The following is a 22,238-nucleotide window of genomic DNA, read 5'->3' as shown; positions in this document are numbered from 1 at the left end:
CTATTTATGAATGTTTGCTCCGCCGAGGACATGTAATGGCTACCGAACACGAAAACACTTCCGCCGAAGACCAGGCCCTGGCTGACGAGTGGGCTGCGGCCCTGGAAGAGACCGGCGATGTTGGCCAGGACGATATCGACGCACTGCTGGCCGCCGACGCCGCCACTGCGCCGGTGGGTAACCGCTTGCCCATGGAAGAATTCGGCAGCGTGCCGAAGAACAACGATCCGGTGACCCTCGATGGGCCGAACCTGGACGTGATCCTCGACATCCCGGTGTCGATCTCGATGGAAGTGGGCAGCACCGACATCAACATCCGCAACCTGCTGCAACTCAACCAGGGCTCGGTGATCGAGCTGGATCGCCTGGCCGGTGAGCCACTGGACGTGCTGGTCAACGGCACTCTGATCGCTCACGGCGAAGTGGTGGTGGTCAACGAAAAGTTCGGCATCCGCCTGACCGACGTGATCAGCCCAAGCGAACGCATCAAGAAGTTGCGCTGATATGAAACGGCTGATGGTGGGACTGTTAGCCGCGCTGCCATTGGTGGCGTGGGCGGCGGAGCCGGCGGCCCAAGCTGCCGCTGCGCCCGTCGGCGGCAGCGTTGGCGGGCAACTGACGCAGTTGGTGCTGGGCCTGTTGCTGGTGGTCGGCTTGATCTTCGTGTTGGCCTGGCTGATGCGTCGTGTGCAGAGCATCGGCCCGGGCAATGCCCAGGTCATCGAAATGATCGGCTCGCGCGCCCTCGGCCCGCGAGACCGGCTGGTGCTGGTGCAAGTGGGCGAGGAACAGATCCTGCTGGGCATTACCCCCGGCCGAATCACGCCGCTGCACGTGCTCAAGACCCCGGTGCCAACCACCCAATCCCAGCCCGCCACGCCAGAATTCGCCCAGCGCCTGATGGAATTGCTGGGCAAGGATCAGAAGGATAAGAAGTAATGCGCGTTTTATTGACGCTCATGCTGTTGCTGGCCGCGCCATTGGCGCTGGCCGCCGACCCGTTGTCGATCCCGGCGATTACGCTGGGTACCAACGCGGCGGGGGCCCAGGAGTATTCGGTCAGCCTGCAGATCCTGCTGATCATGACCGCGCTGAGCTTTATCCCGGCGTTTGTCATGCTGATGACCAGCTTTACGCGGATCATCATTGTGTTCTCGATCCTGCGTCAGGCCCTGGGCCTGCAGCAGACACCGTCGAACCAGATCCTCACCGGCATGGCGTTGTTCTTGACGATGTTCATCATGGCGCCGGTGTTCGACAAGGTGAACCAGCAAGCCCTGCAGCCGTACCTGGCCGAGACCATTACGGCCCAGGTCGCGATTGACCGGGCGCAAGGGCCGATCAAGGATTTCATGCTGTCGCAGACCCGCTCCAGCGACCTTGAGCTGTTCATGCGCCTGTCCAAGCGTACCGACATCGCGACCCCGGACCAGGCGCCGCTGACCATCCTGGTGCCGGCGTTCGTCACCTCGGAACTGAAGACCGCGTTCCAGATCGGCTTCATGATCTTTATCCCGTTCCTGATCATCGACCTGGTGGTGGCGAGCGTGCTGATGGCCATGGGGATGATGATGCTGTCGCCGCTGATTATTTCATTGCCGTTCAAGATCATGCTGTTTGTGCTGGTGGACGGTTGGGCGCTGATTATCGGCACGCTGGCCGGCAGTTTCGGAGGAGTGTGATGTGTTAGGTGAAGCAGCATGACCCCAGAAGTCGCCGTCGACCTGTTCCGTGAAGCACTGTGGCTGACCACCATGATGGTTGCCGTGCTGGTGGTGCCGAGCCTGTTGGTGGGCCTGCTGGTGGCGATGTTCCAGGCCGCGACCCAGATCAACGAACAGACCTTGAGCTTCCTGCCGCGCCTGCTGGTGATGCTGATCACCCTGATTGTCGCCGGCCCGTGGCTGGTGCAAACCTTCATGGAATACATCCTGCAGCTGTACGGCAGTATTCCGCAGTTGATCGGCTGACCCGATGCAGTCCTTGCTGGCATTGACCGACACCCAGATCAGCACGTGGGTGGCCTCGTTCATCCTGCCGTTGTTCCGGGTGACGGCGGTGCTGATGAGCATGCCGGTGTTCGGTACTACCTTGGTGCCACGCCGCATCCGCCTGTATTTCGCGGTGGCGATCACCGTGGTGCTCGTGCCTGGCCTGCCGCCGATGCCCCCGGTCAACGCACTCGACCTCAGTGCCTTGATGCTGATTGCCGAGCAGATCCTGATCGGCTCGCTGCTGGGTTTTTCGCTGCAACTGTTCTTCCAGGCATTCGTGATCGCCGGGCAAATCATCTCGATCCAGATGGGCATGGGCTTCGCGTCCATGGTCGACCCCACCAACGGCGTGTCGGCGGCGGTGATCGGGCAGTTCCTGACCATGCTGGTGACCTTGTTGTTCCTGGCCATGAACGGCCATCTGGTGGTGTTCGAGGTGTTGACCGAAAGCTTCACCACTTTGCCGGTAGGCTCCGGGCTGGTGGTCAATCACTTCTGGGAGCTGGTGGGGCGTCTCAGTTGGGTGCTCGGTGCCTCGCTGTTGCTGGTACTGCCGGCGATCACCGCCTTGCTGGTGGTCAACATCGCGTTTGGCGTCATGACCCGCGCGGCGCCACAGCTGAACATTTTCTCCATTGGTTTCCCCTTGACCCTGGTGCTGGGCATGGGGATTTTCTGGGTCGGCCTGGCTGACATTCTCAATCAGTATCAACCGCTGGCGACCGACGCCTTGCAGTTCTTACGTGATCTGGCACGGGCGCGCTGAGCCATGGCCGAGAGCGAGAGTGGTCAGGACAAGACAGAAGACCCCACGGAGAAACGTAAAAAGGACTCCAGGGAAAAGGGCGAGATTGCTCGCTCCAAGGAACTCAACACCGTTGCGACCATGATGGCTGGGTCCGGTGCCTTGCTGATCTATGGCGGTGGCCTGGCGCTGGACTTGATGGAGCTGATGAAGCACAACTTCACCTTGCCCCGCGATGTGCTGCTCAACCCTGGCTCCATGGGTCAATACCTGCTGCACTCGGGCAAGATCGCGATATTGGCGGTGCAGCCGATCCTGATCACCCTGCTGCTGGCCGCGCTGATCGGCCCGGTCGCCCTCGGCGGCTGGCTGTTCGCCGCCGGCAGCATGGCGCCCAAGTTCAGCCGCATGAACCCTGCGGCAGGGCTCAAGCGCATGTTTTCCGCCAAGGCCCTGGTGGAGCTGCTCAAGGCCCTGGCCAAGTTCATCCTGATTCTGTTCGTGGCGCTGATGGTGTTGTCGTCCGACATCGACGACTTGCTGCGCATCGCCCATGAGCCCCTGGAGTCGGCGATCATCCACAGCGTGCAGGTGGTGGGCTGGAGTGCGCTGTGGATGGCCGCCGGGCTGATCATCATCGCGGCGGTGGATGCGCCGATCCAGTTGTGGGAAAGCCACAAGAAACTGCTGATGACCAAGCAGGAAGTGCGCGACGAGCACAAGGACCAGGAAGGTCGCCCCGAGGTCAAGCAACGCATCCGCCAGCTGCAGCGGGAAATGTCCCAGCGCAAGATGATGGCTTCGGTGCCCGACGCCGACGTGGTCATCACCAACCCGACTCACTACGCCGTGGCCCTCAAGTACGACCCGGAGAAGGGCGGCGCACCGATGCTGCTGGCCAAGGGCAGCGACTTTACCGCGTTGAAAATCCGTGAAATCGCCGTGGCCCACGACATCCTGCTGCTGGAGTCGCCAGAGCTGGCGCGGTCGATCTTCTACTCCACCGACCTCGACCAGGAAATCCCGGCGGGGTTGTACCTGGCCGTGGCCCAGGTGTTGGCGTATGTCTATCAGATTCGCCAGTACCGCGCGGGCAAGGGCAAGCGCCCGGATCCGCTCAAGGACCTGCCGATCCCGCCGGAGTTGCGCCGCGATTCCTGAGACAGGGCTGGCGCGCCTGCGGTGTTCCGTTTGTCGGGAAGTGTTCTCTACCTGTCAAGTTTGACAGTTGTGAGTGTGCACCTCTGCGCGTTACATGGGGTTCCCATCCATGCAGAGGGATTTCCCCATGACCGGCTCTTCAACCAAAGCCAATCACCCCCTTGCGATCAACCTTCCTGGCCAGCGGCGGCCTGTCAGTGCTGCCGACAGGCAGGCTGCCCGGCACGGTTTTTACCCGAACAAAGGTCTCGATGTGCATGTGCGCGAAACCTTCAGCCATGCCGACAGCGCCGTTGAACTGACATTGGACGGCCAGGTGATTGCTGCTCATAAGCTCAAAGGCGACGCAACGCAAACCGGGATCAAGTTTTCGGTACCGGCCGAACGGCTCACCCATGGCCGGCATGTGTTGAGCTATCAGGTCAAGCAAGGTCGCTCGGGCCTGCGTCAGGCCACCCGCCAAGCCATCGTCAGCGTGCATGCCCAGCGCCTGTTGTACTTGGGGGTGCCCGTGAAGAAGAGCGATGAACGCGTCTATGTGAACATCGATATCAGGGTCGAACCCTGCATTGCCACCCTCACGACGGCCGCCGAAGTGGTTCATATGATTGAGGGCAACATCGGCAGCTTTCTGTTCAGTCCGGATGGCAGGTATCTGCATGCCGAATGGGTCAACGGCATTGCGAAGATCGATCTTCAGACAATCAGCCTCGTCGATAACTATCCCGTTTTCATTGAAAAGCTGGGAGGGTTCAGTCCCGATGGGCGGTTTCTATATGCGTGCAATTGGTTATATAACAATTTGTTTATCGTTGATGTGCAGGAAAAAGAGCTTTTGCCAGGCGCTGTTATCGATGAGTACGCCACGGGGCTGGTGCTTGGTCGCGATGGCGGCCAGATTTATGTTGGCGTGTGGGGTGGCCCTGGGAACGCTGAAGCCTCGCTGATCATTGTCGACAGGGCGTCGCAGGAAGTGATCAAGAAAATACCGGTTGGGGCCATCACGTTCGACACCGTGGGCAATCCGCACGATGGCCATGTCTATGTGGCTTGTCTTGGCGTGCTGGGCGAAGGGGCAGGGGTCTATAGGTTCGATCCTGTCAGTGAGCGCGTCGAAAAAATATCCAAGCACCCGGCCTGGGGGCTGACCTTGAGTGCCAATGGCGAGCGGCTGTATGCATACGGTGGTGACATTATCAGTGTCATCGACACGAAGACGGGCAGAGAGAAGGAGAATCATCGTTTGTCTGTGCGGTCATTGGCCGTGAGTCCGGATGGGAAGTGGGTATACACCGGGTCCTATGAAGAGCACGGACGGATTGACGTGTATGACGCGCAAGGCTGGACGTTGGATCACAGTATTCCTATTTTCAAACCCTTCATTCATCGCATGGAAACCCAGAAGTCCAACGGCGACCTGTGGGTTTGCTTCTCCAATGCGTAATGACGTAACAACCGAGGCAGGCGAGGGGCCAGCCATTCGTCGTCACTCCTTGCCTACCTGTCAAGTTTGACAGTAGCCAACTTGCCATTCTCGCGGTTCCATACCATCAGGTACTGCGCGCACGCTGTTAATAGATGCAGGGAGTGGCGATGGCTGTGGTGACGGGAACGATCAAATCTTATGACCCGAAGACCCGCAAGGGGGTGATTGTGCTGGATGATTGCGCAGCGGAGGTGTTGGTGGATTCGCTCGGTTCGCAAGGGGTTCGGCTTTCAGTGGGTTTGAAGGTCGAGCTTCAGATGATCCATCGACCCGATGGTGTGTATGCGTCTAGGGTCAGGCGTATCTTGTGACACCGGCGCAGGTTCTTGAGTGAAATCTAGGGAGAACGGCAATGGCAACGGGCACGGTGAAGTGGTTTAACGCGGAGAAGGGGTTTGGGTTTATTTCTCCCGACGACGGCAGTGCGGATGTATTTGTCCATTACTCCGCTATAGACAGCGCGGGCTTCAAAAGCCTGGATGAAAAGCAAAAGGTCGAATACGACGTGACTCCGGGTCAAAAAGGGCCGCAGGCGGCCAATGTGAGGCCGTTATAGAAAGGTCTCGTGCAGTAAATGCAAACGGATCCAACGGTGGGGCGGGAGCAGGCTTTCTCTAACCGTTGGAGTGTTTACATCCGATAGAACTCGGGCGCCTGTAGCGATCCACCTCCTCAAAAGCAAAGTTGGAAGGCTTCTTGCAATACCGCCTCCAGGACGCCTTCCGGCGTCAAAAGTTTGCTTCAAGGAAACGAGGAATACCGGTGGTGGATCGCTCTCAAATGTTCAGCACGGCCCGTGGCACCCTGACTGACCTCTCGCGGGGCAATCTGGGTGTGCCGTTGTTGCTGCTGGTCATGCTGGCAATGATGATGTTGCCGATGCCGCCGTTCCTGCTGGACGTGTTCTTCACCTTCAACATCGCCCTGTCCGTCGTCGTGCTGCTGGTGTGCGTCTACGCCTTGCGGCCGCTGGATTTCGCGGTGTTCCCGACGATCCTGCTGGTGGCGACCCTGCTGCGCCTGGCGCTGAACGTGGCGTCCACCCGTGTGGTGATGCTCCACGGCCAGGACGGTCACGCCGCTGCCGGTAAGGTGATCCAGGCCTTCGGTGAGGTGGTGATCGGCGGTAACTACGTGGTCGGTATCGTGGTGTTCGCGATCCTCATGATCATCAACTTCGTGGTGGTGACCAAGGGTGCCGGGCGGATCTCCGAGGTGAGCGCGCGCTTTACCCTCGACGCCATGCCCGGCAAGCAGATGGCCATCGACGCCGACCTCAACGCCGGCCTGATCGACCAGAACCAGGCCAAGGCCCGCCGCTTGGAAGTCGCCCAGGAAGCCGAGTTCTACGGTTCCATGGACGGTGCCAGCAAATTCGTGCGCGGTGACGCCATCGCCGGCCTGCTGATCCTGTTCATCAACCTGATCGGCGGCATGGCGGTCGGGATCTTCCAGCACGGCATGACCTTCGGCGATGCGGGCAAGGTGTACGCCCTGCTGACCATCGGTGACGGTTTAGTGGCGCAATTGCCATCACTGTTGTTATCTACAGCTGCCGCCATCATGGTGACCCGTGCTTCGGGCTCCGAAGACATGGGCAAGCAGATCAGCCGCCAGATGTTTGCCTCGCCCAAGGCCCTGGCCGTGGCGGCCGGCATCATGGCGATCATGGGGATCGTGCCGGGCATGCCCCATGTGTCGTTCCTGAGCATGGCGGCCCTGGCCGGCGGCGCTGCCTACCTGTTCTGGAAAAAGCAGAATGCGGTCAAGGTCCAGGCCCAGCAAGAGATCGCCCGCCAACAGGAACTGCTGCCGTCCCCGGCCCGCGCCCAGGAAACCAAGGAGTTGGGCTGGGACGACGTGACCCCGATCGACATGATCGGCCTGGAAGTCGGCTACCGCTTGATTCCGCTGGTGGACCGCAACCAGGGCGGCCAGTTGCTCGCGCGGATCAAGGGCGTGCGCAAGAAGCTGTCCCAGGACCTGGGCTTCCTGATGCCCACCGTGCATATCCGTGACAACCTCGACCTGGCCCCGAGTGCCTACCGCCTGACCCTGATGGGCGTGATCCTGGCCGAAGCCGAGATCTACCCGGACCGCGAGCTGGCAATCAACCCCGGCCAGGTGTTCGGCACCCTCAACGGCATTACCGCCAAAGATCCGGCTTTTGGCCTGGAAGCGGTGTGGATCGAAATCAGCCAGCGCAGCCAGGCGCAGTCCCTGGGCTACACCGTGGTGGACGCCAGTACCGTGGTCGCCACCCACCTCAACCAGATCCTGTACAAGCACTCCCACGAGCTGATCGGCCACGAAGAAGTCCAGCAATTGATGGGTTTGCTGGGCAAGGCCTCGCCAAAACTGGCAGAAGAGCTGGTGCCGGGCGTGCTGTCGTTGTCGCAATTGCTCAAGGTGCTGCAGGCGCTGCTGGCCGAACAGGTGCCGGTACGCGACATTCGCAGCATTGCCGAGGCTATCGCCAACAATGCCGCCAAGAGTCAAGATACCGCCGCGCTGGTGGCGGCGGTGCGTGTCGGATTGTCCCGCGCCATCGTGCAAAGCATTGTAGGGCTTGACTCCGAGCTGCCTGTGATCACCTTGGAACCAAGGTTGGAACAAATATTGCTCAATAGTATTCAGAAGGCAGGACAAGGCCAGGAAGAGGGCGTTCTGCTGGAGCCAAGCATGGCTGAGAAACTGCAGCGTTCGTTGATCGACGCCGCACAGCGCCAGGAAATGCAGGGCCAACCGGTGATTCTGCTGGTGGCGGGTCCGGTCCGGGCGATGTTGTCGCGGTTTGGACGTCTGGCAGTACCGAATTTGCACGTTTTGGCTTATCAGGAAATTCCTGACAACAAGCAAGTGACTATCGTCGCGACAGTAGGGCCCAACGGCTGAGGGTAGTGGGTTATGCAAGTTAAGCGTTTTTTCGCCGCCGATATGCGTCAGGCCATGAAACTGGTCCGCGATGAGCTGGGCGCCGATGCCGCGATTATCGGTAATCGTCGTATTGCCGGCGGTGTCGAGCTGACGGCTGCCCTGGACTACACCCCCTCGGCATTGGCGCCGCGTGTGCCGAACATGGAGCTCGAAGACGAGCTGCGCAAGACCGCTTCGCGCATCGTCTCGGCCCAGGCTGAACTGAGCATGCGTGGCGACAGCGATGCCTCCACCAATCGCCAGTTGTTCGCCGGCCTGCCGCTGACCGCCGCCGAGCCGCTGGTTGAGCCAACGTTCATCGAACCGCCGCGTCCTGCCGCGCCAGCCCCGGCTGCAGCAGTCGACCAGCGTGTCTTCGACTCGATGCGTTTTGAACTCAACGGCCTGCGCGAGCTGCTGGAAGTGCAACTGGGCTCGCTGGCCTGGACCCAACTGCAAGGCAGCAAACCGCACCAGGCCAACCTGTGGCGCCGCCTGCAACGCATCGGCCTGTCCGGCCCGTTGTCCCGCGACCTGCTGGCCCTGACCACCGAAATCGAAGAGCCTCGCCAGGCCTGGCGCATGTTGCTGGCCCACCTGGCGCGGATGATCGCCACCCCGGAAATCGAACCCCTGGAAGAGGGCGGTGTGATCGCCATGGTTGGCCCTGCCGGCATGGGCAAGACCACCACCCTGGCCAAGCTGGCGGCGCGCTATGTGCTCAAGTACGGCGCGAACAACATCGCACTGGTGAGCATGGACAGCTACCGCATCGGCGCCCAGGAACAGCTCAAGACCCTGGGCCGTATCCTCAATGTGCCGGTCACCCACGTCGACCCGGGCCAGTCCCTGGCCAACGCGCTCGATCCGTTGCTGCGCAAGCGCGTGGTGCTGATCGACACCGCCGGCCTGCAGGCCAGCGATCCGGCGTTGCGCCTGCAACTGGAAAGCCTGGCCGGGCGTGGCATCAAGTCGAAAAATTACCTGGTGCTTGCAACCACCAGCCAGAAACAGGTTCTTACCGCTGCGTACCATAGCTACAAGCGTTGCGGTCTGGCCGGCTGCATCCTGACTAAACTGGATGAAACCGCCAGCCTGGGCGAAGTGTTGAGCCTGGCTATCAGCCATGAACTACCGGTTGCCTACCTGACCGACGGGCCGCGGATCCCGGATGATTTGCATCTGCCGCGCCGTCATCAGCTGGTCAGCCGCGCCGTCAGCGTGCAAATGCAAGAAGAGCCTAGCGAGGAAGCGATGGCCGATATGTTCGCCGACCTTTACCACAACCCGGCAAAACGGGTGGGTTGAGGTGCGATGAACACCGTGAAATGTACCTACATCGATGGTCTGCAAGCGATTCACGCGGCCAAGCCATGTAGCCTGCGTCTAAGCAAGACAAGGTAAAGAAATAAAATGGGCAGCATGCATCCCGTACAGGTGATCGCGGTGACCGGCGGCAAAGGTGGCGTCGGGAAAACTAACGTGTCAGTGAATTTGTCCCTGGCCCTGGCAGAGCTTGGCCGTCGCGTCATGCTGCTGGATGCTGACCTGGGGCTGGCGAACGTCGACGTTCTGCTGGGACTGACGCCCAAACATACCCTGGCCGATGTGATCGAGGGGCGCTGTGAGCTGCGCGACGTGCTGCTCCAGGGCCCTGGCGGGATCCGCATCGTGCCGGCCGCCTCCGGTACCCAGAGCATGGTGCACCTGAGCCCGGCGCAGCATGCCGGCCTGATCCAGGCATTCAGTGACATTGGCGACAACCTCGACGTGCTGGTGATCGACACCGCCGCCGGGATCGGCGAGTCCGTGGTCAGCTTCGTGCGCGCGGCGCAGGAAGTCTTGTTGGTGGTCTGCGATGAACCCACCTCGATCACCGACGCCTACGCCCTGATCAAACTGCTTAACCGTGACTACGGCATGAACCGCTTCCGCGTCCTGGCCAACATGGCCCAGAGCCCGCAGGAAGGCCGCAACCTGTTCGCCAAGTTGACCAAGGTCACGGATCGCTTTCTCGATGTCGCCTTACAATACGTCGGTGCAGTTCCCTACGACGAGTGTGTGCGCAAGGCTGTGCAAAAGCAGCGTGCAGTCTACGAAGCGTTCCCTCGTTCCAAGTGCGCATTGGCGTTCAAGGCTATTGCCCAGAAGGTCGATACCTGGCCGTTGCCTGCCAACCCTCGGGGGCATCTGGAGTTTTTCGTCGAGCGATTGGTGCATCAGACGAGTGCAGGACCGGTGCTATGACAGCGAACGGCTATAACGCTTACAAGAAATCTGCCCGTGACAGCCAGGGCGAGTTGATCGAGCGCTATGCGCCACTGGTCAAGCGCATCGCCTATCACCTGCTGGCACGTCTGCCCGCCAGCGTCCAGGTCGAAGACCTGATCCAGGCGGGCATGATCGGTCTGCTCGAAGTGTCGACCAAGTACGACGCGAGCAAGGGCGCGAGCTTCGAGACGTATGCGGGTATCCGCATCCGTGGCGCGATGCTCGACGAAGTGCGCAAGGGTGACTGGGCGCCGCGTTCGGTGCACCGCAATACACGCATGGTCAGTGACGCAATTCGTGCAATTGAAGCAAAAACCGGTCGCGACGCTAAAGATCACGAAGTTGCGGCCGAACTCCAATTGAGTCTCGACGATTATTACGGGATTTTGAACGATACCTTGGGCAGCCGCCTGTTCAGTTTCGACGACCTGTTGCAGGACGGCGAACACGAAGGGCTGCACGAGGACGGCGCGAGCGCGCATATGGAGCCGTCCCGTGACCTGGAAGATGAGCGTTTCCAGGGCGCGTTGGCGGACGCCATTGCCAACTTGCCGGAGCGCGAGCGGTTGGTATTGGCGCTGTACTACGACGAAGAGCTGAACCTCAAGGAAATCGGTGAGGTCCTGGGGGTCAGCGAATCCCGTGTCAGCCAGTTGCATAGCCAGTGCGCGGCCCGCTTGCGGGGGCGTCTGGGAGAGTGGCGAGCGCGCTGACAGGCAGTGTGGGGAGCATTGCAAAGCGATACCGCGAAGGTGATAGGCCTTCGCGGGCTCGGGCCGTGGTGCCCTTGGCAGTCCTTTTTGTGTAATGCCTGTTGATTGAAATGGCGCGTCCAGGTGCTGGGCGCGTTTAAGACTGCTTGGAGGTCGAATTGGACAAGAACATGAAAATCCTCATCGTTGATGACTTCTCAACGATGCGGCGGATCATAAAAAACCTGTTGCGTGACCTTGGGTTCACAAACACGGTCGAGGCGGATGACGGCCTTACGGCGATTCCGATCCTCAACAGCGGGAGCATCGACTTTCTGGTAACGGACTGGAACATGCCGGGCATGACCGGCATCGACTTGTTGCGCCACGTGCGTGCCGACGAAAAATTGCGCAGCCTTCCCGTGTTGATGGTGACCGCCGAAGCCAAGCGTGAACAGATCATCGAAGCCGCCCAGGCCGGGGTCAACGGTTACGTGGTCAAACCATTCACTGCACAGGCCTTGAAAGAGAAGATCGAAAAGATCTTCGAACGCATCCACGGCTGATGCCATCGCGGGGGAGCTATGGAGCATAAAGAAACGTCACAGGGAGACTTTGAGTCGACCCTGAAAAAGCATGCTCACCAGTTGGTTGACAGCCTTGAAAAAGGCCAGTTCGGCGACGCGGTGCAGTTGATCCATGAGCTCAACCAGACCCGTGACCGCGGCCTGTACCAGGAAGTGGGCAAGCTCACACGCGAGCTGCACAGCGCGATCGTCAATTTCCAGATTGACCCGCACATGCCCCAGGCCGAAGAGATTTCGCAGATCACCGACGCCACCGAACGCCTGTCCTATGTGGTCAGGCTGACCGAGGCGGCGGCTAACCGCACCATGGACCTGGTGGAAAACGCCACGCCCCTGGTCAACGGCATGGCCACGGAAGCCCACGCCCTGAGCGTTGACTGGGGCCGCTTCATGCGCCGTGAAGTCGGTGCGGAAGAGTTTCGTGAGCTGGCCCGTCGGGTCGAAGGGTTCTTGTCACGCAGCGAGCAGGAAAACCGCATGGTTTCCAGCAACCTCAATGACATTCTGCTCGCCCAGGATTACCAGGACCTGACCGGTCAGGTGATCAAGCGTGTGACCCAGTTGGTCACCGAAGTGGAAAGCAACCTGCTCAAATTGGTACTCATGGCCGGCCAGGTCGACCGTTTTGCCGGCATCGAACATGACCGCGAAGCGATCCTCTCTGAAAAAGATCCACAAAAACATCTCGCCAAGGGTGAAGGTCCGCAGATTCATGCCGATAAACGTGAAGACGTTGTGTCAGGTCAGGATGACGTAGATGACCTGTTATCCAGTTTAGGCTTCTAAGGAGCACCCACATGAGCTTCGGCGCCGATGAAGAGATCCTTCAGGATTTCCTTGTAGAGGCCGGCGAAATTTTAGAGCAACTGTCCGAACAACTGGTCGAGCTGGAAAGCCGCCCGGATGATGCGAACCTGCTCAATGCAATTTTTCGCGGTTTTCATACTGTAAAAGGGGGCGCCGGCTTCCTCCAGCTCCATGAGCTGGTGGAGTGCTGCCACATCGCCGAGAACGTGTTCGACATCCTGCGCAAGGGTGAGCGTCACGTTGATTCGGAGTTGATGGACGTGATTCTCGAAGCACTGGATGCGGTCAACGGCATGTTCAGCGAAGTGCGCGAGCGTGCCCCGATCACCGCAGCCACTCCGGAACTGCTGGCCGCCCTGGCGCGCTATGCAGAGCCGGCCGACACCTCGGCAGCGCCGGTGGTCGAAGCCGCACCCGAGCCGGAACCGGTGGCGGAGCCTGATGTGACGGACAGCGAGTTCGAGCAACTGCTCAGCTCCCTCAGTGCCGTCAAGGCCGAAGCCGAAGCGCCGGCTGCGGTTGCCCCGGCTGCCCCGGCTGCCGCGCCGACCAGCGAGGACATTACCGACGCTGAGTTCGAGTCCCTGCTCGATCAATTGCACGGCAAGGGCCAGTTCGCTGCCGACGCCGTGGCGCCTGCCGGTGCCGCCGCCGATGCTGCGGATGCGCCTGCCGCTTCTGCCAGCACCGACATCACTGACGATGAATTCGAAGCGTTGCTCGACCAGTTGCATGGCAAGGGCACCTTCGCGGCCGATGCCTTGCCGGCCGTCGCCGCTACGGCTGCGGCCCCGGCATCACCCGCTGCCGGCGCCAAGCCTGCGGACGATGGGTTGATCTCCGATCACGAATTCGAAGCACTGCTGGACGATCTGCACGGCAAGGGCAAGTTCACCGAAGTCGCCCCGGCCGCTGCTGCAGCCACGGCGGCACCGGTTGCCGCCAAAGCCGCCGCGCCCGCCGCCAAGCCTGCGCCTGCGCCGGCTGCTGCCCCGGCTCCAGCGCGTGCCGCTGCCGCACCGGTCGCGGAAAAACCGGCCAGTGAGGCCGAAACCACCGTGCGGGTCGATACCGCGCGGCTGGACGACATCATGAACATGGTCGGCGAGCTGGTACTGGTGCGTAACCGCCTGGTGCGCCTGGGCCTGAGCAGTGGCGATGAGGCCATGCAGAAGGCCGTGTCGAACCTCGACGTGGTCACCGCCGACCTGCAGACCGCGGTGATGAAAACGCGCATGCAGCCGATCAAGAAAGTCTTCGGTCGCTTCCCGCGCCTGGTTCGCGACCTCGCGCGCCAGCTGAAGAAAGAGATCAACCTGGAACTGGTGGGTGAAGAAACCGACCTCGACAAGAACCTTGTCGAGGCCCTGGCCGACCCGCTGGTCCACTTGGTGCGCAACGCTGTCGACCACGGTGTCGAAACCCCGGAAGAACGCGAGGCCTCGGGCAAGTCCCGTGGCGGCAAAGTGATCCTGGCGGCCGAGCAGGAAGGCGACCACATCCTGCTGTCGATCACCGATGACGGCAAGGGCATGGACCCGACCATCCTGCGCAATATCGCGGTCAAGCGCGGCGTGATGGACAAGGACGCCGCCGACCGCCTGACCGACACCGAGTGCTACAACCTGATCTTCGCCCCCGGCTTCTCGACCAAGACCGAGATTTCCGACGTGTCGGGCCGTGGCGTGGGCATGGACGTGGTGAAGACCAAGATCAGCCAGCTCAACGGCTCGATCAACATCTACTCGACCAAGGGCCAGGGCTCCAAGATCGTCATCAAGGTGCCGTTGACCCTGGCGATCATGCCGACCCTGATGGTGATGCTGGGCAACCAGGCATTCGCCTTCCCGCTGGTCAACGTCAACGAGATCTTCCACCTCGACCTGTCGCGCACCAACGTGGTCGACGGCCAGGAAGTGGTGATCGTGCGGGACAAGGCGTTACCCCTGTTCTACCTCAAGCGCTGGCTGGTTGCATCGGCAGCCCATGAAGAGCAGCGCGAAGGCCATGTGGTGATCCTCTCCGTGGGCACCCAGCGTATCGGCTTTGTCGTCGATCAACTGGTGGGCCAGGAAGAAGTGGTCATCAAGCCTTTGGGCAAAATGCTGCAGGGAACCCCGGGCATGTCGGGCGCGACCATCACCGGTGACGGTCGGATCGCGCTGATTCTCGATGTTCCGAGCATGCTCAAGCGTTACGCCGCTCGGCGTATTTGATTCTGGTGGGGCAGGGCGGTATTGCCCGCCCCACCTAACGGAGTGTTTATGGCAGTCAAGGTCCTGGTGGTGGACGATTCGGGTTTCTTCCGCCGCCGCGTCTCGGAAATTCTTTCCGCCGATCCAAGCATCCAGGTGGTCGGCACGGCCACCAACGGCAAAGAGGCGATTGATCAAGCCATTGCGTTGAAGCCGGACGTGATCACCATGGACTACGAGATGCCGATGATGGATGGCATCACGGCAGTCCGGCACATCATGCAACGCTGCCCGACCCCGGTATTGATGTTCTCCTCGCTGACCCACGAAGGCGCCCGAGTGACCCTCGACGCGCTGGATGCGGGGGCGGTGGACTTCCTGCCGAAGAATTTCGAAGACATTTCGCGCAACCCCGAGAAGGTCAAGCAACTGCTGTGCGAGAAAGTCCACAGTATTTCCCGCAGCAACCGCCGCAGCCTGTTCAGCGCGCCAGCCCCTGCGCCGGCACCGGTTGCTGCGCCGGCGGCGCCTGCCGGTTCCACGTTTGGCCGCCCGGCACCTGCGCCGGTTGCACGGCCTGCCGCGCCGCCGGTGCGGACGTCGGCACCGGCGGCTGCCCATTCGCCTGCGCCCAAGCGCAAGGCCTATAAACTGGTCGCCATCGGCACCTCCACCGGCGGCCCGGTCGCCTTGCAGCGCGTGTTGACCCAATTGCCGGCCAACTTCCCGGCGCCGATCGTGTTGATCCAGCATATGCCCGCCGCGTTCACCAAGGCCTTCGCCGAGCGCCTGGACAAGCTCTGCCGCATCAGCGTCAAGGAAGCCGAGGATGGCGACATCCTGCGTCCTGGCCTGGCGTTGCTGGCTCCGGGCGGCAAGCAGATGATGGTCGACGGCCGTGGCGCGATCAAAATCCTGCCGGGCGATGAGCGCCTCAACTACAAGCCGTGCGTGGACATCACCTTCGGTTCGGCGGCCAAGTCCTATGGCGACAAAGTTCTGGCGGTGGTGCTCACCGGCATGGGCGCCGACGGCCGTGAAGGCGCGCGCCTGCTCAAGCAGGGCGGCAGTGCGATCTGGGCCCAGGACGAAGCCAGCTGCGTGATCTATGGCATGCCCATGGCCATCGTCAAGGCTGACCTGGCCGACGCCGTCTACAGCCTGGACGACATCGGCAGGCATCTGGTGGAGGCCTGCCTCTGATGGATGTATTGAGCCTGATCGGCATCATCCTGGCGTTTGTCGCCATTATTGGCGGCAACTACCTCGAAGGCGGTCACCTGGGCGCCCTGGCCAACGGCCCGGCGGCGCTGATCGTGATTGGCGGCACGGTGGGCGCCGCGTTGCTGCAGTCACCGATGAGTTCGTTCAAGCGCGCGATGCAGATCCTCATCTGGATCATTTTTCCGCCGCGTGTCGACCTGGCCGGTGGCATCGATCGTGTGGTCAACTGGAGCCTCACCGCGCGCAAGGAAGGCCTGCTGGGCCTCGAAGGCGTGGCCGATGCCGAACCCGACAGCTACTCGCGCAAAGGCCTGCAATTGCTGGTGGACGGCGCCGAGCCGGAAGCGATCCGCAGCATCCTCGAGGTGGATTTCTACACCCAGGAAAGCCGCGACATCAACGCCGCCAAAGTGTTTGAAAGCATGGGCGGCTACGCGCCGACCATCGGCATCATCGGCGCGGTGATGGGCCTGATCCACGTGATGGGCAACCTGGCCGATCCGTCGCAGCTGGGCAGCGGCATTGCCGTGGCGTTCGTTGCCACCATCTACGGGGTGGCCAGTGCCAACCTGGTGCTGTTGCCGGTGGCCAGCAAGCTCAAGTCGATTGCCATGCGCCAGTCGCGCTATCGCGAGATGCTGCTCGAAGGCATCCTGTCGATTGCCGAGGGCGAGAACCCGCGCTCCATCGAATTGAAGCTCCAGGGCTTCATGGATTGATGGGGAGTATTGCCAATGAGCCGTCGCCGTCGCGAGCCTGAAGAACACGTCAACCACGAGCGGTGGCTGGTGTCCTATGCGGACTTCATCACCTTGCTGTTCGCCTTTTTCGTGGTGATGTACTCCATCTCGTCGATCAACGAAGGCAAGTACAAAGTCATTTCCCAGGCGTTGATCGGCGTGTTCAACGACGCCGACCGTTCGCTCAAGCCGATCCCGATTGGCGAAGAGCGGCCCAGGACCGTGACCCCGGCCAAGCCGCTGGTCAACGACAGCGACGAAACCGCTGCCGGCGTGGGCGGCACCAGTGATCCGCTGAAAAGCATCGCCGATGACATCAGTGCCGCGTTCGGCGACCTGATCAGCTCCAACCAGATGACCGTGCGCGGCAATGAGTTGTGGGTGGAGATCGAGCTCAATTCCAGCCTGCTGTTCGCCAGTGCCGATGCATTGCCCAGCGACCAGGCGTTCACCATCATCGACAAGGTGGCGGCGATCCTCAAACCGTTTGAAAACCCGATCCACGTTGAAGGCTTTACCGACAATGTGCCGATCAGTACCGCGCAGTACCCGACCAACTGGGAGCTGTCATCGGCCCGTGCCGCAAGCATCGTGCGCATGCTCGCGATGCAGGGCGTGAACCCTGGACGCCTGGCGTCGGTGGGGTATGGCGAGTTCCAGCCGGTGGCCAATAACGCCACGCTCGAAGGCCGCGCACGCAACCGTCGGGTGGTGCTGGTGGTGTCCCGAAACCTGGAGGTGCGCCGTAGCCTGACCGGCACCGGTACCGCCAATGCAACACCGGATGCGGCCTTGAAGCGCGCTGGCACACAAACTGCACCGGCCCCTGCAAAGCCGCCGGTTCAGCAGAGTGCCGTCAATTCTCCGTCGCCGGCTCAATAACCTTATGCAATGTCTCGGTCGCGCGTGTGCCCACCGGGAGGAACCATCCGAATGAGAGTCTGGGCAGTTGCCAATCAAAAAGGTGGAGTCGGCAAGACCACCACCTCCATCGCTTTAGCCGGCTTGCTGGCCGAGGCGGGCAAGCGTGTGGTCGTGGTTGACCTCGACCCCCACGGCTCGATGACCAGCTATTTCGGCTACGACCCGGATGCGCTGGAGCACAGCAACTACGACCTGTTCCTGCACAAAGGCAACGTACCGGCCGACCTGCCCGGGCAATTGCTGCTGCCTACCAGTAACGAAAGCATTTCCCTGCTGCCGTCGAGTACCGCGCTGGCGACCCTGGAGCGCCAGTCGCCGGGGCAGAGCGGCCTGGGCCTGGTGATCGCCAAGACCCTGGCGCAACTGTGGCAGGACTTCGACTACGCGATCATTGACAGCCCGCCGTTGCTCGGCGTGCTGATGGTCAACGCTTTGGCGGCCAGCCAGCAACTGGTGATCCCGGTGCAGACCGAGCACCTGGCGGTCAAGGGCCTGGAGCGCATGGTCAGCACCCTGGCGATGATCAACCGTTCGCGCAAACAGGCGTTGCCGTACAGCATCGTGCCCACCCTGTTCGACCGCCGCACCCAGGCGTCACTGGGCACCTTGCGCGTCCTGCGCGATGCCTACCCGGAGACTATCTGGAACGGCTACATCCCGGTGGACACTCGCCTGCGTGATGCCAGCCGTGCCGGGCTCACACCGTCGCAGTTCGACGGCAAAAGCCGCGGTGTGCTGGCCTACCGGGCGTTGCTCAAGCACCTGCTGTCCCAGCAGCTTGTGGCACAGGTGGCCTGATGATGAACCGTCCCGTCGAACTCAAGGTCAAGACCCGCCCGCAACTGGCACTGGAATCCTACCTGGATGCCTTGCTGCAGGACGCGACCGCAGAAGAATTGCCGGAACCGATCCTGGTGCTGGAGCCGGCGGTCGAAGTGCCGTCCTCGAGCAGCCTGGACGAGTTCCAGTTGGCTGTATTGGAAGAGCAGGCCCGCGATGCACTCGTCGTCCCGGTCAGCGTCCCGGTGGTCGCGCCCGTCGTGCCTGTGGTGGTCGAGCCGGTCGTGGAAGTGCACCTGCCACCGAGCATCACGCCACCGCCGGTGAGCGGCGATGATCGGCCGGCCTGGGCGGCCGAGCCATTTGAATGTCTGCTGTTCGACGTCGCCGGGTTGACCCTGGCGGTGCCGTTGGTGTGCCTGGGCTCGATCTACTCGTTGGAAGGCCAGGAATTGACGCCATTGTTCGGGCAGCCGGAATGGTTCCTGGGCATCCTGCCGAGCCAGGCCGGTAACCTCAAGGTGCTGGACACCGCGCGCTGGGTGATGCCCGACCGCTACCGCGATGACTTCCGCCAAGGCCTGCAATACGTGATCTCGGTGCAGGGCTACGAATGGGGGCTGGCGGTGCATCAAGTCAGCCGTTCGCTGCGCCTGGACCCGAATGAAATCAAATGGCGCAGCCATCGGGGCCAGCGGCCCTGGCTGGCAGGCACCGTGATCGAACACATGTGCGCGTTGCTGGACGTTGCCGAACTGGCCGAGTTGATCGCCAGCGGTGCGGTTAAAGCGATGCCGGTGAACAAACGCAGTTGATGGGACAACAAGGGCCGCACGAGTGTGCGGCCAAAAGAAGTACACACGCCGCCTACATCGGCATTTGAAGGGGTCAGAGATATGAACAAGTCAGCGTCCGCACAAGGTTTGGATGATCCGATCCTGCAATGGGTTACCTTCAAACTGGACAACGAAACCTACGGTATTAACGTGATGCGCGTGCAGGAAGTGCTGCGCTACACCGAGATCGCTCCGGTTCCCGGTGCGCCAAGCTATGTGCTGGGCATCATCAACCTGCGCGGCAACGTGGTGACGGTGATCGACACCCGCCAGCGTTTTGGCCTGGACACGGTCGAAGTCAGCGACAACACGCGTATCGTCATCATCGAGGCCGACAAGCAAGTGGTCGGGATCATGGTCGACAGCGTCGCGGAAGTGGTCTATCTGCGCCAATCGGAAGTGGAAACCGCGCCGAACGTGGGCAACGAGGAGTCGGCCAAGTTCATCCAGGGCGTGTGCAACAAGAACAACGAACTGTTGATTCTGGTTGAACTGGACAAAATGATGAGCGAAGAAGAATGGTCGGAACTGGAGAGCATCTGATTGTTCCTTGAGGTCGCGGTGATTGTCCTGGCCCTGTTGTGGGCCGGGACCCTGGGTTTTCTGCTGCGCTACATACGCCAGCAGCGCGAGTTGGCGATGCAGCAGGCCGAGCGCGATGCGGTGCGTGATCGACGGGTGCTGGAGCTGGTCAAGCGGGTCGATCACTTCCAGCAGAGTGCGGTGAGGGTCGGGGACGAGGTGCATGAACTGCGCGCCATTCTCGCGCCGTTGCCGGACAAGCTGGCGCAGATCGAGCAGCGCGACCCTTCCAGCCTGTCATTTGCCCAGGCGGCGAAGCTGGTGGGCATGGGCGCTACCGTGGATGAACTGACCCAGTCGTGTGGCTTGACCCAGGCTGAGGCGCAGTTGATGAGTAAATTACACAAAAGCTGATTGCGCTGTGTAAACCCTGAAAAACCTCTGTATGCCTTGAGCTAGAGCCTTCAGGCTTGAGGCTCAAGGGTGTCGGCTGTGGCCGATTGTGTCGAATGTGTCACATTGCCATGCTCTTCCATGGCACTTTTACGTCTTTGTGATGACCAACCTGCGCATGTAGGAAGTTTCATTCACAAGGATGCGAAATGTCTGTCGACGCTCTCTCTCGAACAAAACCCTCTGTTTTGCTGCAATCTTGCGTCGCCGCCTGCTCCTTTGTTGGTTTCTTTACCAGTGTTGCGGTGCTGGCGGCTGAGCCCCAGGCGCCTGCGCAACAATTGCTGTTGCAGCAACAACGTGAGCGCGCCCAGCGCGAGCAGTTGGAGCCGTCTCCCGACGTACGCCTGCAAGCGCCACAAGACAACGCCGGTGGCCTGCGTTTGCCGCGTAATGAAACGCCCTGCTTCAAGATCGACCGCGTGGTGCTCACTGGCGACCAGTCCGAGGATTTCCAGTGGGCCCTGCGTGCGGCCAACCCGGCCGATGATCCTGTGCAAGGACGTTGCGTCGGTGCCGGCGGCATCAACCTGACGATGAAGCGCATCCAGAACGCGATTATCGCCAAGGGCTTCATCACCACCCGCGTACTCGCCCAAGCCCAGGACCTGAACCAAGGTACCCTGTCGCTGGTGCTGGTGCCGGGCCGGATCAAGCACATCCGTTTTGCCGAAGGCACCTCCGCACGCGCCCACTATTGGAACGCCATGCCCGCGTCCGCCGGCGACGTGCTCAACCTGCGCGATATCGAACAGGCGCTGGAGAACTTCAAGCGCGTGCCCACCGCCGAAGCGGATGTGCAGATCACCCCGGCCGAGGGCAACGACGCGCAGCCTGGAGAAAGCGACGTGGTCATCGCCTGGAAGCAGGCCATACCGGTGCGGGTCAGCTTGTCGGTGGACGACTCCGGCAGCAAGCAGACCGGCAAGTACCAGGGTAACGTCGCCTTGTCACTGGACAACCTCGCCACCCTCAACGACCTGTTCTACATCAGCTTCAACCACGACCTGGGCGGCGGCCAGAGTGGCGACCGCGGTTCCAAGGGCCACACCGTGCATTACTCGGTGCCCTACGACTATTGGCAGCTGAGCCTGACCTCCAGCGAGTACGACTACCACCAGACGATTGCCGGGGTTAACCAAGCGTATTCCTACAGTGGCCGCAGCCGTACCAACGAAATCCAGCTGTCGCGGGTGATCTATCGCGATGCGGTGCGCAAGACCACCGTGTCTGTCGGCGGCTGGAGCCGCACCTCCAGTAACTATATCGAAGACACCGAAATTGAACTGCAGCGCCGGCGCATGGCGGGCTGGATGGCCGGGATCAACCACCGTGAGTTCATCGGTGCCAGCACCCTCGACCTCGGCGTCGGCTATCGCCGGGGCACCGGTGCCCGTGACGCATTGCGCGCGCCCGAGGAAGAGAACGGCGAAGGCACCTCGCGCTCGCAGGTGATTTCCGCCAACGCGCAACTGCAACTGCCGTTCACCCTGGGCGAGCAGCGGCTGCGCTACATCGCCGGCTGGCGCGGACAGTGGAACCGCACGCCGCTGATCCCGCAGGATCGTTTTTCGATTGGCGGGCGCTACACCGTGCGTGGCTTCGACGGCGAGCAGATCCTGTCCGCCGAGCGCGGCTGGACGTTCAGCAACGACCTGGGCCTGAGCCTGGCCAATACCGGTCAGGAGCTGTACCTGGGCGTGGACTACGGCGAAGTCGGCGGCCACTCCACCCAGTACCTCTCGGGGCGACGCCTGGCCGGTGCGGTGGTGGGCCTGCGCGGCGGCTACAAGCAGTTTTCCTACGACCTCTACACCGGCAAACCCCTGGAAAAACCCAAGGGGTTCCAGACCGCCGACGTGACCAGTGGCTTCAGCGCCAACTGGTCATTTTGAAGGAGACCAC

24 protein-coding genes are annotated in these 22,238 nt (G+C 61.5%); all 24 read left to right on the top strand.

Going from position 1 to position 22,238, the window contains the following annotated elements; genetic code table 11:
• The first annotated feature begins 35 nt into the window (after positions 1 to 35).
• The 24 genes from fliN (at position 36) to AC07OT_RS21595 (ending at position 22,228) form a co-directional block, all read left to right on the top strand.
• A complete protein-coding gene (fliN, locus tag AC07OT_RS21710) occupies positions 36 to 503 on the top strand; it encodes a flagellar motor switch protein FliN (protein WP_098478955.1) in 468 nt (155 codons plus the stop codon).
• A gap of 1 nt (position 504) precedes the next feature.
• Entirely contained in the window at positions 505 to 939 is a 435-nt protein-coding gene (fliO, locus tag AC07OT_RS21705; protein WP_495109011.1) for a flagellar biosynthetic protein FliO, read from the top strand.
• Positions 939 to 1,682, top strand: coding sequence for a flagellar type III secretion system pore protein FliP (gene fliP / locus AC07OT_RS21700; protein WP_065940555.1), 744 nt, complete (start codon positions 939 to 941; stop codon positions 1,680 to 1,682). Before fliO ends, fliP begins: the two co-directional genes overlap by 1 nt.
• An 18-nt stretch (positions 1,683 to 1,700) precedes the next feature.
• A complete protein-coding gene (gene fliQ, locus AC07OT_RS21695; RefSeq protein ID WP_003214552.1) occupies positions 1,701 to 1,970 on the top strand; it encodes a flagellar biosynthesis protein FliQ in 270 nt (89 codons plus the stop codon).
• 4 nt (positions 1,971 to 1,974) lie between these two features.
• Entirely contained in the window at positions 1,975 to 2,760 is a 786-nt protein-coding gene (fliR, locus tag AC07OT_RS21690) for a flagellar biosynthetic protein FliR (protein WP_027603864.1), read from the top strand.
• A 3-nt stretch (positions 2,761 to 2,763) separates the two neighbouring features.
• Positions 2,764 to 3,900, top strand: coding sequence for a flagellar biosynthesis protein FlhB (flhB, locus tag AC07OT_RS21685; RefSeq protein ID WP_065946824.1), 1,137 nt, complete (start codon positions 2,764 to 2,766; stop codon positions 3,898 to 3,900).
• A gap of 127 nt (positions 3,901 to 4,027) precedes the next feature.
• Positions 4,028 to 5,344: a YncE family protein gene (locus AC07OT_RS21680; protein ID WP_495109010.1), complete on the top strand. Its 1,317-nt coding sequence runs from the start codon at positions 4,028 to 4,030 to the stop codon at positions 5,342 to 5,344.
• Positions 5,345 to 5,493: 149 nt separating this feature from the next.
• The gene (locus AC07OT_RS21675; RefSeq protein WP_495109009.1) at positions 5,494 to 5,697 is read left to right on the top strand and encodes a S1 domain-containing protein; all 204 of its coding nucleotides are present in this window, start codon (positions 5,494 to 5,496) and stop codon (positions 5,695 to 5,697) included.
• Between the two features lie 41 nt (positions 5,698 to 5,738).
• Positions 5,739 to 5,942, top strand: a complete 204-nt coding sequence (locus tag AC07OT_RS21670; protein WP_495109008.1) for a cold-shock protein — start codon at positions 5,739 to 5,741, stop codon at positions 5,940 to 5,942.
• 224 nt (positions 5,943 to 6,166) lie between these two features.
• Complete coding sequence (flhA, locus tag AC07OT_RS21665; protein WP_495109078.1) at positions 6,167 to 8,281, top strand: flagellar biosynthesis protein FlhA; 2,115 nt, start codon at positions 6,167 to 6,169, stop codon at positions 8,279 to 8,281.
• 12 nt (positions 8,282 to 8,293) lie between these two features.
• Positions 8,294 to 9,610, top strand: coding sequence for a flagellar biosynthesis GTPase FlhF (gene flhF, locus AC07OT_RS21660; RefSeq protein WP_065940552.1), 1,317 nt, complete (start codon positions 8,294 to 8,296; stop codon positions 9,608 to 9,610).
• Positions 9,611 to 9,715: 105 nt separating this feature from the next.
• Positions 9,716 to 10,549: a flagellar synthesis regulator FleN gene (gene fleN / locus AC07OT_RS21655; RefSeq protein WP_003192912.1), complete on the top strand. Its 834-nt coding sequence runs from the start codon at positions 9,716 to 9,718 to the stop codon at positions 10,547 to 10,549.
• Positions 10,546 to 11,286: an RNA polymerase sigma factor FliA gene (fliA, locus tag AC07OT_RS21650; RefSeq protein WP_015885174.1), complete on the top strand. Its 741-nt coding sequence runs from the start codon at positions 10,546 to 10,548 to the stop codon at positions 11,284 to 11,286. Before fleN ends, fliA begins: the two co-directional genes overlap by 4 nt.
• Positions 11,287 to 11,456: 170 nt before the next feature.
• The gene (locus AC07OT_RS21645; protein ID WP_160385018.1) at positions 11,457 to 11,831 is read left to right on the top strand and encodes a chemotaxis response regulator CheY; all 375 of its coding nucleotides are present in this window, start codon (positions 11,457 to 11,459) and stop codon (positions 11,829 to 11,831) included.
• An 18-nt stretch (positions 11,832 to 11,849) separates the two neighbouring features.
• Positions 11,850 to 12,638, top strand: a complete 789-nt coding sequence (locus AC07OT_RS21640; protein WP_027603869.1) for a protein phosphatase CheZ — start codon at positions 11,850 to 11,852, stop codon at positions 12,636 to 12,638.
• An 11-nt stretch (positions 12,639 to 12,649) separates the two neighbouring features.
• Positions 12,650 to 14,875 (top strand): chemotaxis protein CheA, encoded by a 2,226-nt coding sequence (locus AC07OT_RS21635; protein WP_495109007.1) that lies wholly within the window; start codon positions 12,650 to 12,652, stop codon positions 14,873 to 14,875.
• A 48-nt stretch (positions 14,876 to 14,923) separates the two neighbouring features.
• Positions 14,924 to 16,057 (top strand): protein-glutamate methylesterase/protein-glutamine glutaminase, encoded by a 1,134-nt coding sequence (locus tag AC07OT_RS21630; protein WP_074847404.1) that lies wholly within the window; start codon positions 14,924 to 14,926, stop codon positions 16,055 to 16,057.
• Positions 16,057 to 16,797, top strand: coding sequence for a flagellar motor protein (locus AC07OT_RS21625; RefSeq protein WP_027603872.1), 741 nt, complete (start codon positions 16,057 to 16,059; stop codon positions 16,795 to 16,797). Before AC07OT_RS21630 ends, AC07OT_RS21625 begins: the two co-directional genes overlap by 1 nt.
• A 15-nt stretch (positions 16,798 to 16,812) precedes the next feature.
• Entirely contained in the window at positions 16,813 to 17,700 is an 888-nt protein-coding gene (gene motD, locus AC07OT_RS21620; protein WP_027603873.1) for a flagellar motor protein MotD, read from the top strand.
• A 51-nt stretch (positions 17,701 to 17,751) separates the two neighbouring features.
• Complete coding sequence (locus tag AC07OT_RS21615; protein WP_065924144.1) at positions 17,752 to 18,540, top strand: ParA family protein; 789 nt, start codon at positions 17,752 to 17,754, stop codon at positions 18,538 to 18,540.
• Between the two features lie 2 nt (positions 18,541 to 18,542).
• The gene (locus tag AC07OT_RS21610; protein WP_330215001.1) at positions 18,543 to 19,337 is read left to right on the top strand and encodes a CheW domain-containing protein; all 795 of its coding nucleotides are present in this window, start codon (positions 18,543 to 18,545) and stop codon (positions 19,335 to 19,337) included.
• Positions 19,338 to 19,418: 81 nt separating this feature from the next.
• Positions 19,419 to 19,901 carry a chemotaxis protein CheW gene (locus AC07OT_RS21605; protein ID WP_005790025.1) on the top strand — a complete coding sequence of 161 codons (483 nt, stop codon included), beginning with the start codon at positions 19,419 to 19,421 and terminating at the stop codon, positions 19,899 to 19,901.
• On the top strand, positions 19,902 to 20,294 hold the full coding sequence (locus AC07OT_RS21600; protein WP_092355175.1) for a DUF2802 domain-containing protein: 393 nt from the start codon (positions 19,902 to 19,904) through the stop codon (positions 20,292 to 20,294).
• 188 nt (positions 20,295 to 20,482) lie between these two features.
• The gene (locus tag AC07OT_RS21595; protein ID WP_495109006.1) at positions 20,483 to 22,228 is read left to right on the top strand and encodes a ShlB/FhaC/HecB family hemolysin secretion/activation protein; all 1,746 of its coding nucleotides are present in this window, start codon (positions 20,483 to 20,485) and stop codon (positions 22,226 to 22,228) included.
• The last annotated feature ends 10 nt before the right edge of the window (positions 22,229 to 22,238 follow it).

Source organism: Pseudomonas sp. GW821-FHT09C10, from assembly GCF_059418085.1.
The sequence above is the reverse complement of the archived record's forward strand: the minus strand, read 5'-3'. Positions and strand labels throughout refer to the sequence as shown.

Excerpts from the sequence above, each read along its gene's own strand:
- AC07OT_RS21605 (WP_005790025.1), top strand. The coding sequence starts at position 19,419 with ATGAACAAGTCAGCGTCCGCACAAGGTTTGGATGATCCGATCCTGCAA.
- fliO (WP_495109011.1), top strand. The coding sequence starts at position 505 with ATGAAACGGCTGATGGTGGGACTGTTAGCCGCGCTGCCATTGGTGGCG.
- flhB (WP_065946824.1), top strand. The coding sequence starts at position 2,764 with ATGGCCGAGAGCGAGAGTGGTCAGGACAAGACAGAAGACCCCACGGAG.
- flhF (WP_065940552.1), top strand. The coding sequence starts at position 8,294 with ATGCAAGTTAAGCGTTTTTTCGCCGCCGATATGCGTCAGGCCATGAAA.
- AC07OT_RS21640 (WP_027603869.1), top strand. The coding sequence starts at position 11,850 with ATGGAGCATAAAGAAACGTCACAGGGAGACTTTGAGTCGACCCTGAAA.
- AC07OT_RS21675 (WP_495109009.1), top strand. The coding sequence starts at position 5,494 with ATGGCTGTGGTGACGGGAACGATCAAATCTTATGACCCGAAGACCCGC.
- fleN (WP_003192912.1), top strand. The coding sequence starts at position 9,716 with ATGGGCAGCATGCATCCCGTACAGGTGATCGCGGTGACCGGCGGCAAA.
- AC07OT_RS21615 (WP_065924144.1), top strand. The coding sequence starts at position 17,752 with ATGAGAGTCTGGGCAGTTGCCAATCAAAAAGGTGGAGTCGGCAAGACC.
- AC07OT_RS21610 (WP_330215001.1), top strand. The coding sequence starts at position 18,543 with ATGAACCGTCCCGTCGAACTCAAGGTCAAGACCCGCCCGCAACTGGCA.
- AC07OT_RS21635 (WP_495109007.1), top strand. The coding sequence starts at position 12,650 with ATGAGCTTCGGCGCCGATGAAGAGATCCTTCAGGATTTCCTTGTAGAG.
- flhA (WP_495109078.1), top strand. The coding sequence starts at position 6,167 with ATGTTCAGCACGGCCCGTGGCACCCTGACTGACCTCTCGCGGGGCAAT.
- AC07OT_RS21670 (WP_495109008.1), top strand. The coding sequence starts at position 5,739 with ATGGCAACGGGCACGGTGAAGTGGTTTAACGCGGAGAAGGGGTTTGGG.
- fliQ (WP_003214552.1), top strand. The coding sequence starts at position 1,701 with ATGACCCCAGAAGTCGCCGTCGACCTGTTCCGTGAAGCACTGTGGCTG.
- fliR (WP_027603864.1), top strand. The coding sequence starts at position 1,975 with ATGCAGTCCTTGCTGGCATTGACCGACACCCAGATCAGCACGTGGGTG.
- AC07OT_RS21645 (WP_160385018.1), top strand. The coding sequence starts at position 11,457 with ATGAAAATCCTCATCGTTGATGACTTCTCAACGATGCGGCGGATCATA.
- AC07OT_RS21680 (WP_495109010.1), top strand. The coding sequence starts at position 4,028 with ATGACCGGCTCTTCAACCAAAGCCAATCACCCCCTTGCGATCAACCTT.
- motD (WP_027603873.1), top strand. The coding sequence starts at position 16,813 with ATGAGCCGTCGCCGTCGCGAGCCTGAAGAACACGTCAACCACGAGCGG.
- fliP (WP_065940555.1), top strand. The coding sequence starts at position 939 with ATGCGCGTTTTATTGACGCTCATGCTGTTGCTGGCCGCGCCATTGGCG.
- fliA (WP_015885174.1), top strand. The coding sequence starts at position 10,546 with ATGACAGCGAACGGCTATAACGCTTACAAGAAATCTGCCCGTGACAGC.
- AC07OT_RS21630 (WP_074847404.1), top strand. The coding sequence starts at position 14,924 with ATGGCAGTCAAGGTCCTGGTGGTGGACGATTCGGGTTTCTTCCGCCGC.
- fliN (WP_098478955.1), top strand. The coding sequence starts at position 36 with ATGGCTACCGAACACGAAAACACTTCCGCCGAAGACCAGGCCCTGGCT.
- AC07OT_RS21595 (WP_495109006.1), top strand. The coding sequence starts at position 20,483 with ATGTCTGTCGACGCTCTCTCTCGAACAAAACCCTCTGTTTTGCTGCAA.
- AC07OT_RS21625 (WP_027603872.1), top strand. The coding sequence starts at position 16,057 with ATGGATGTATTGAGCCTGATCGGCATCATCCTGGCGTTTGTCGCCATT.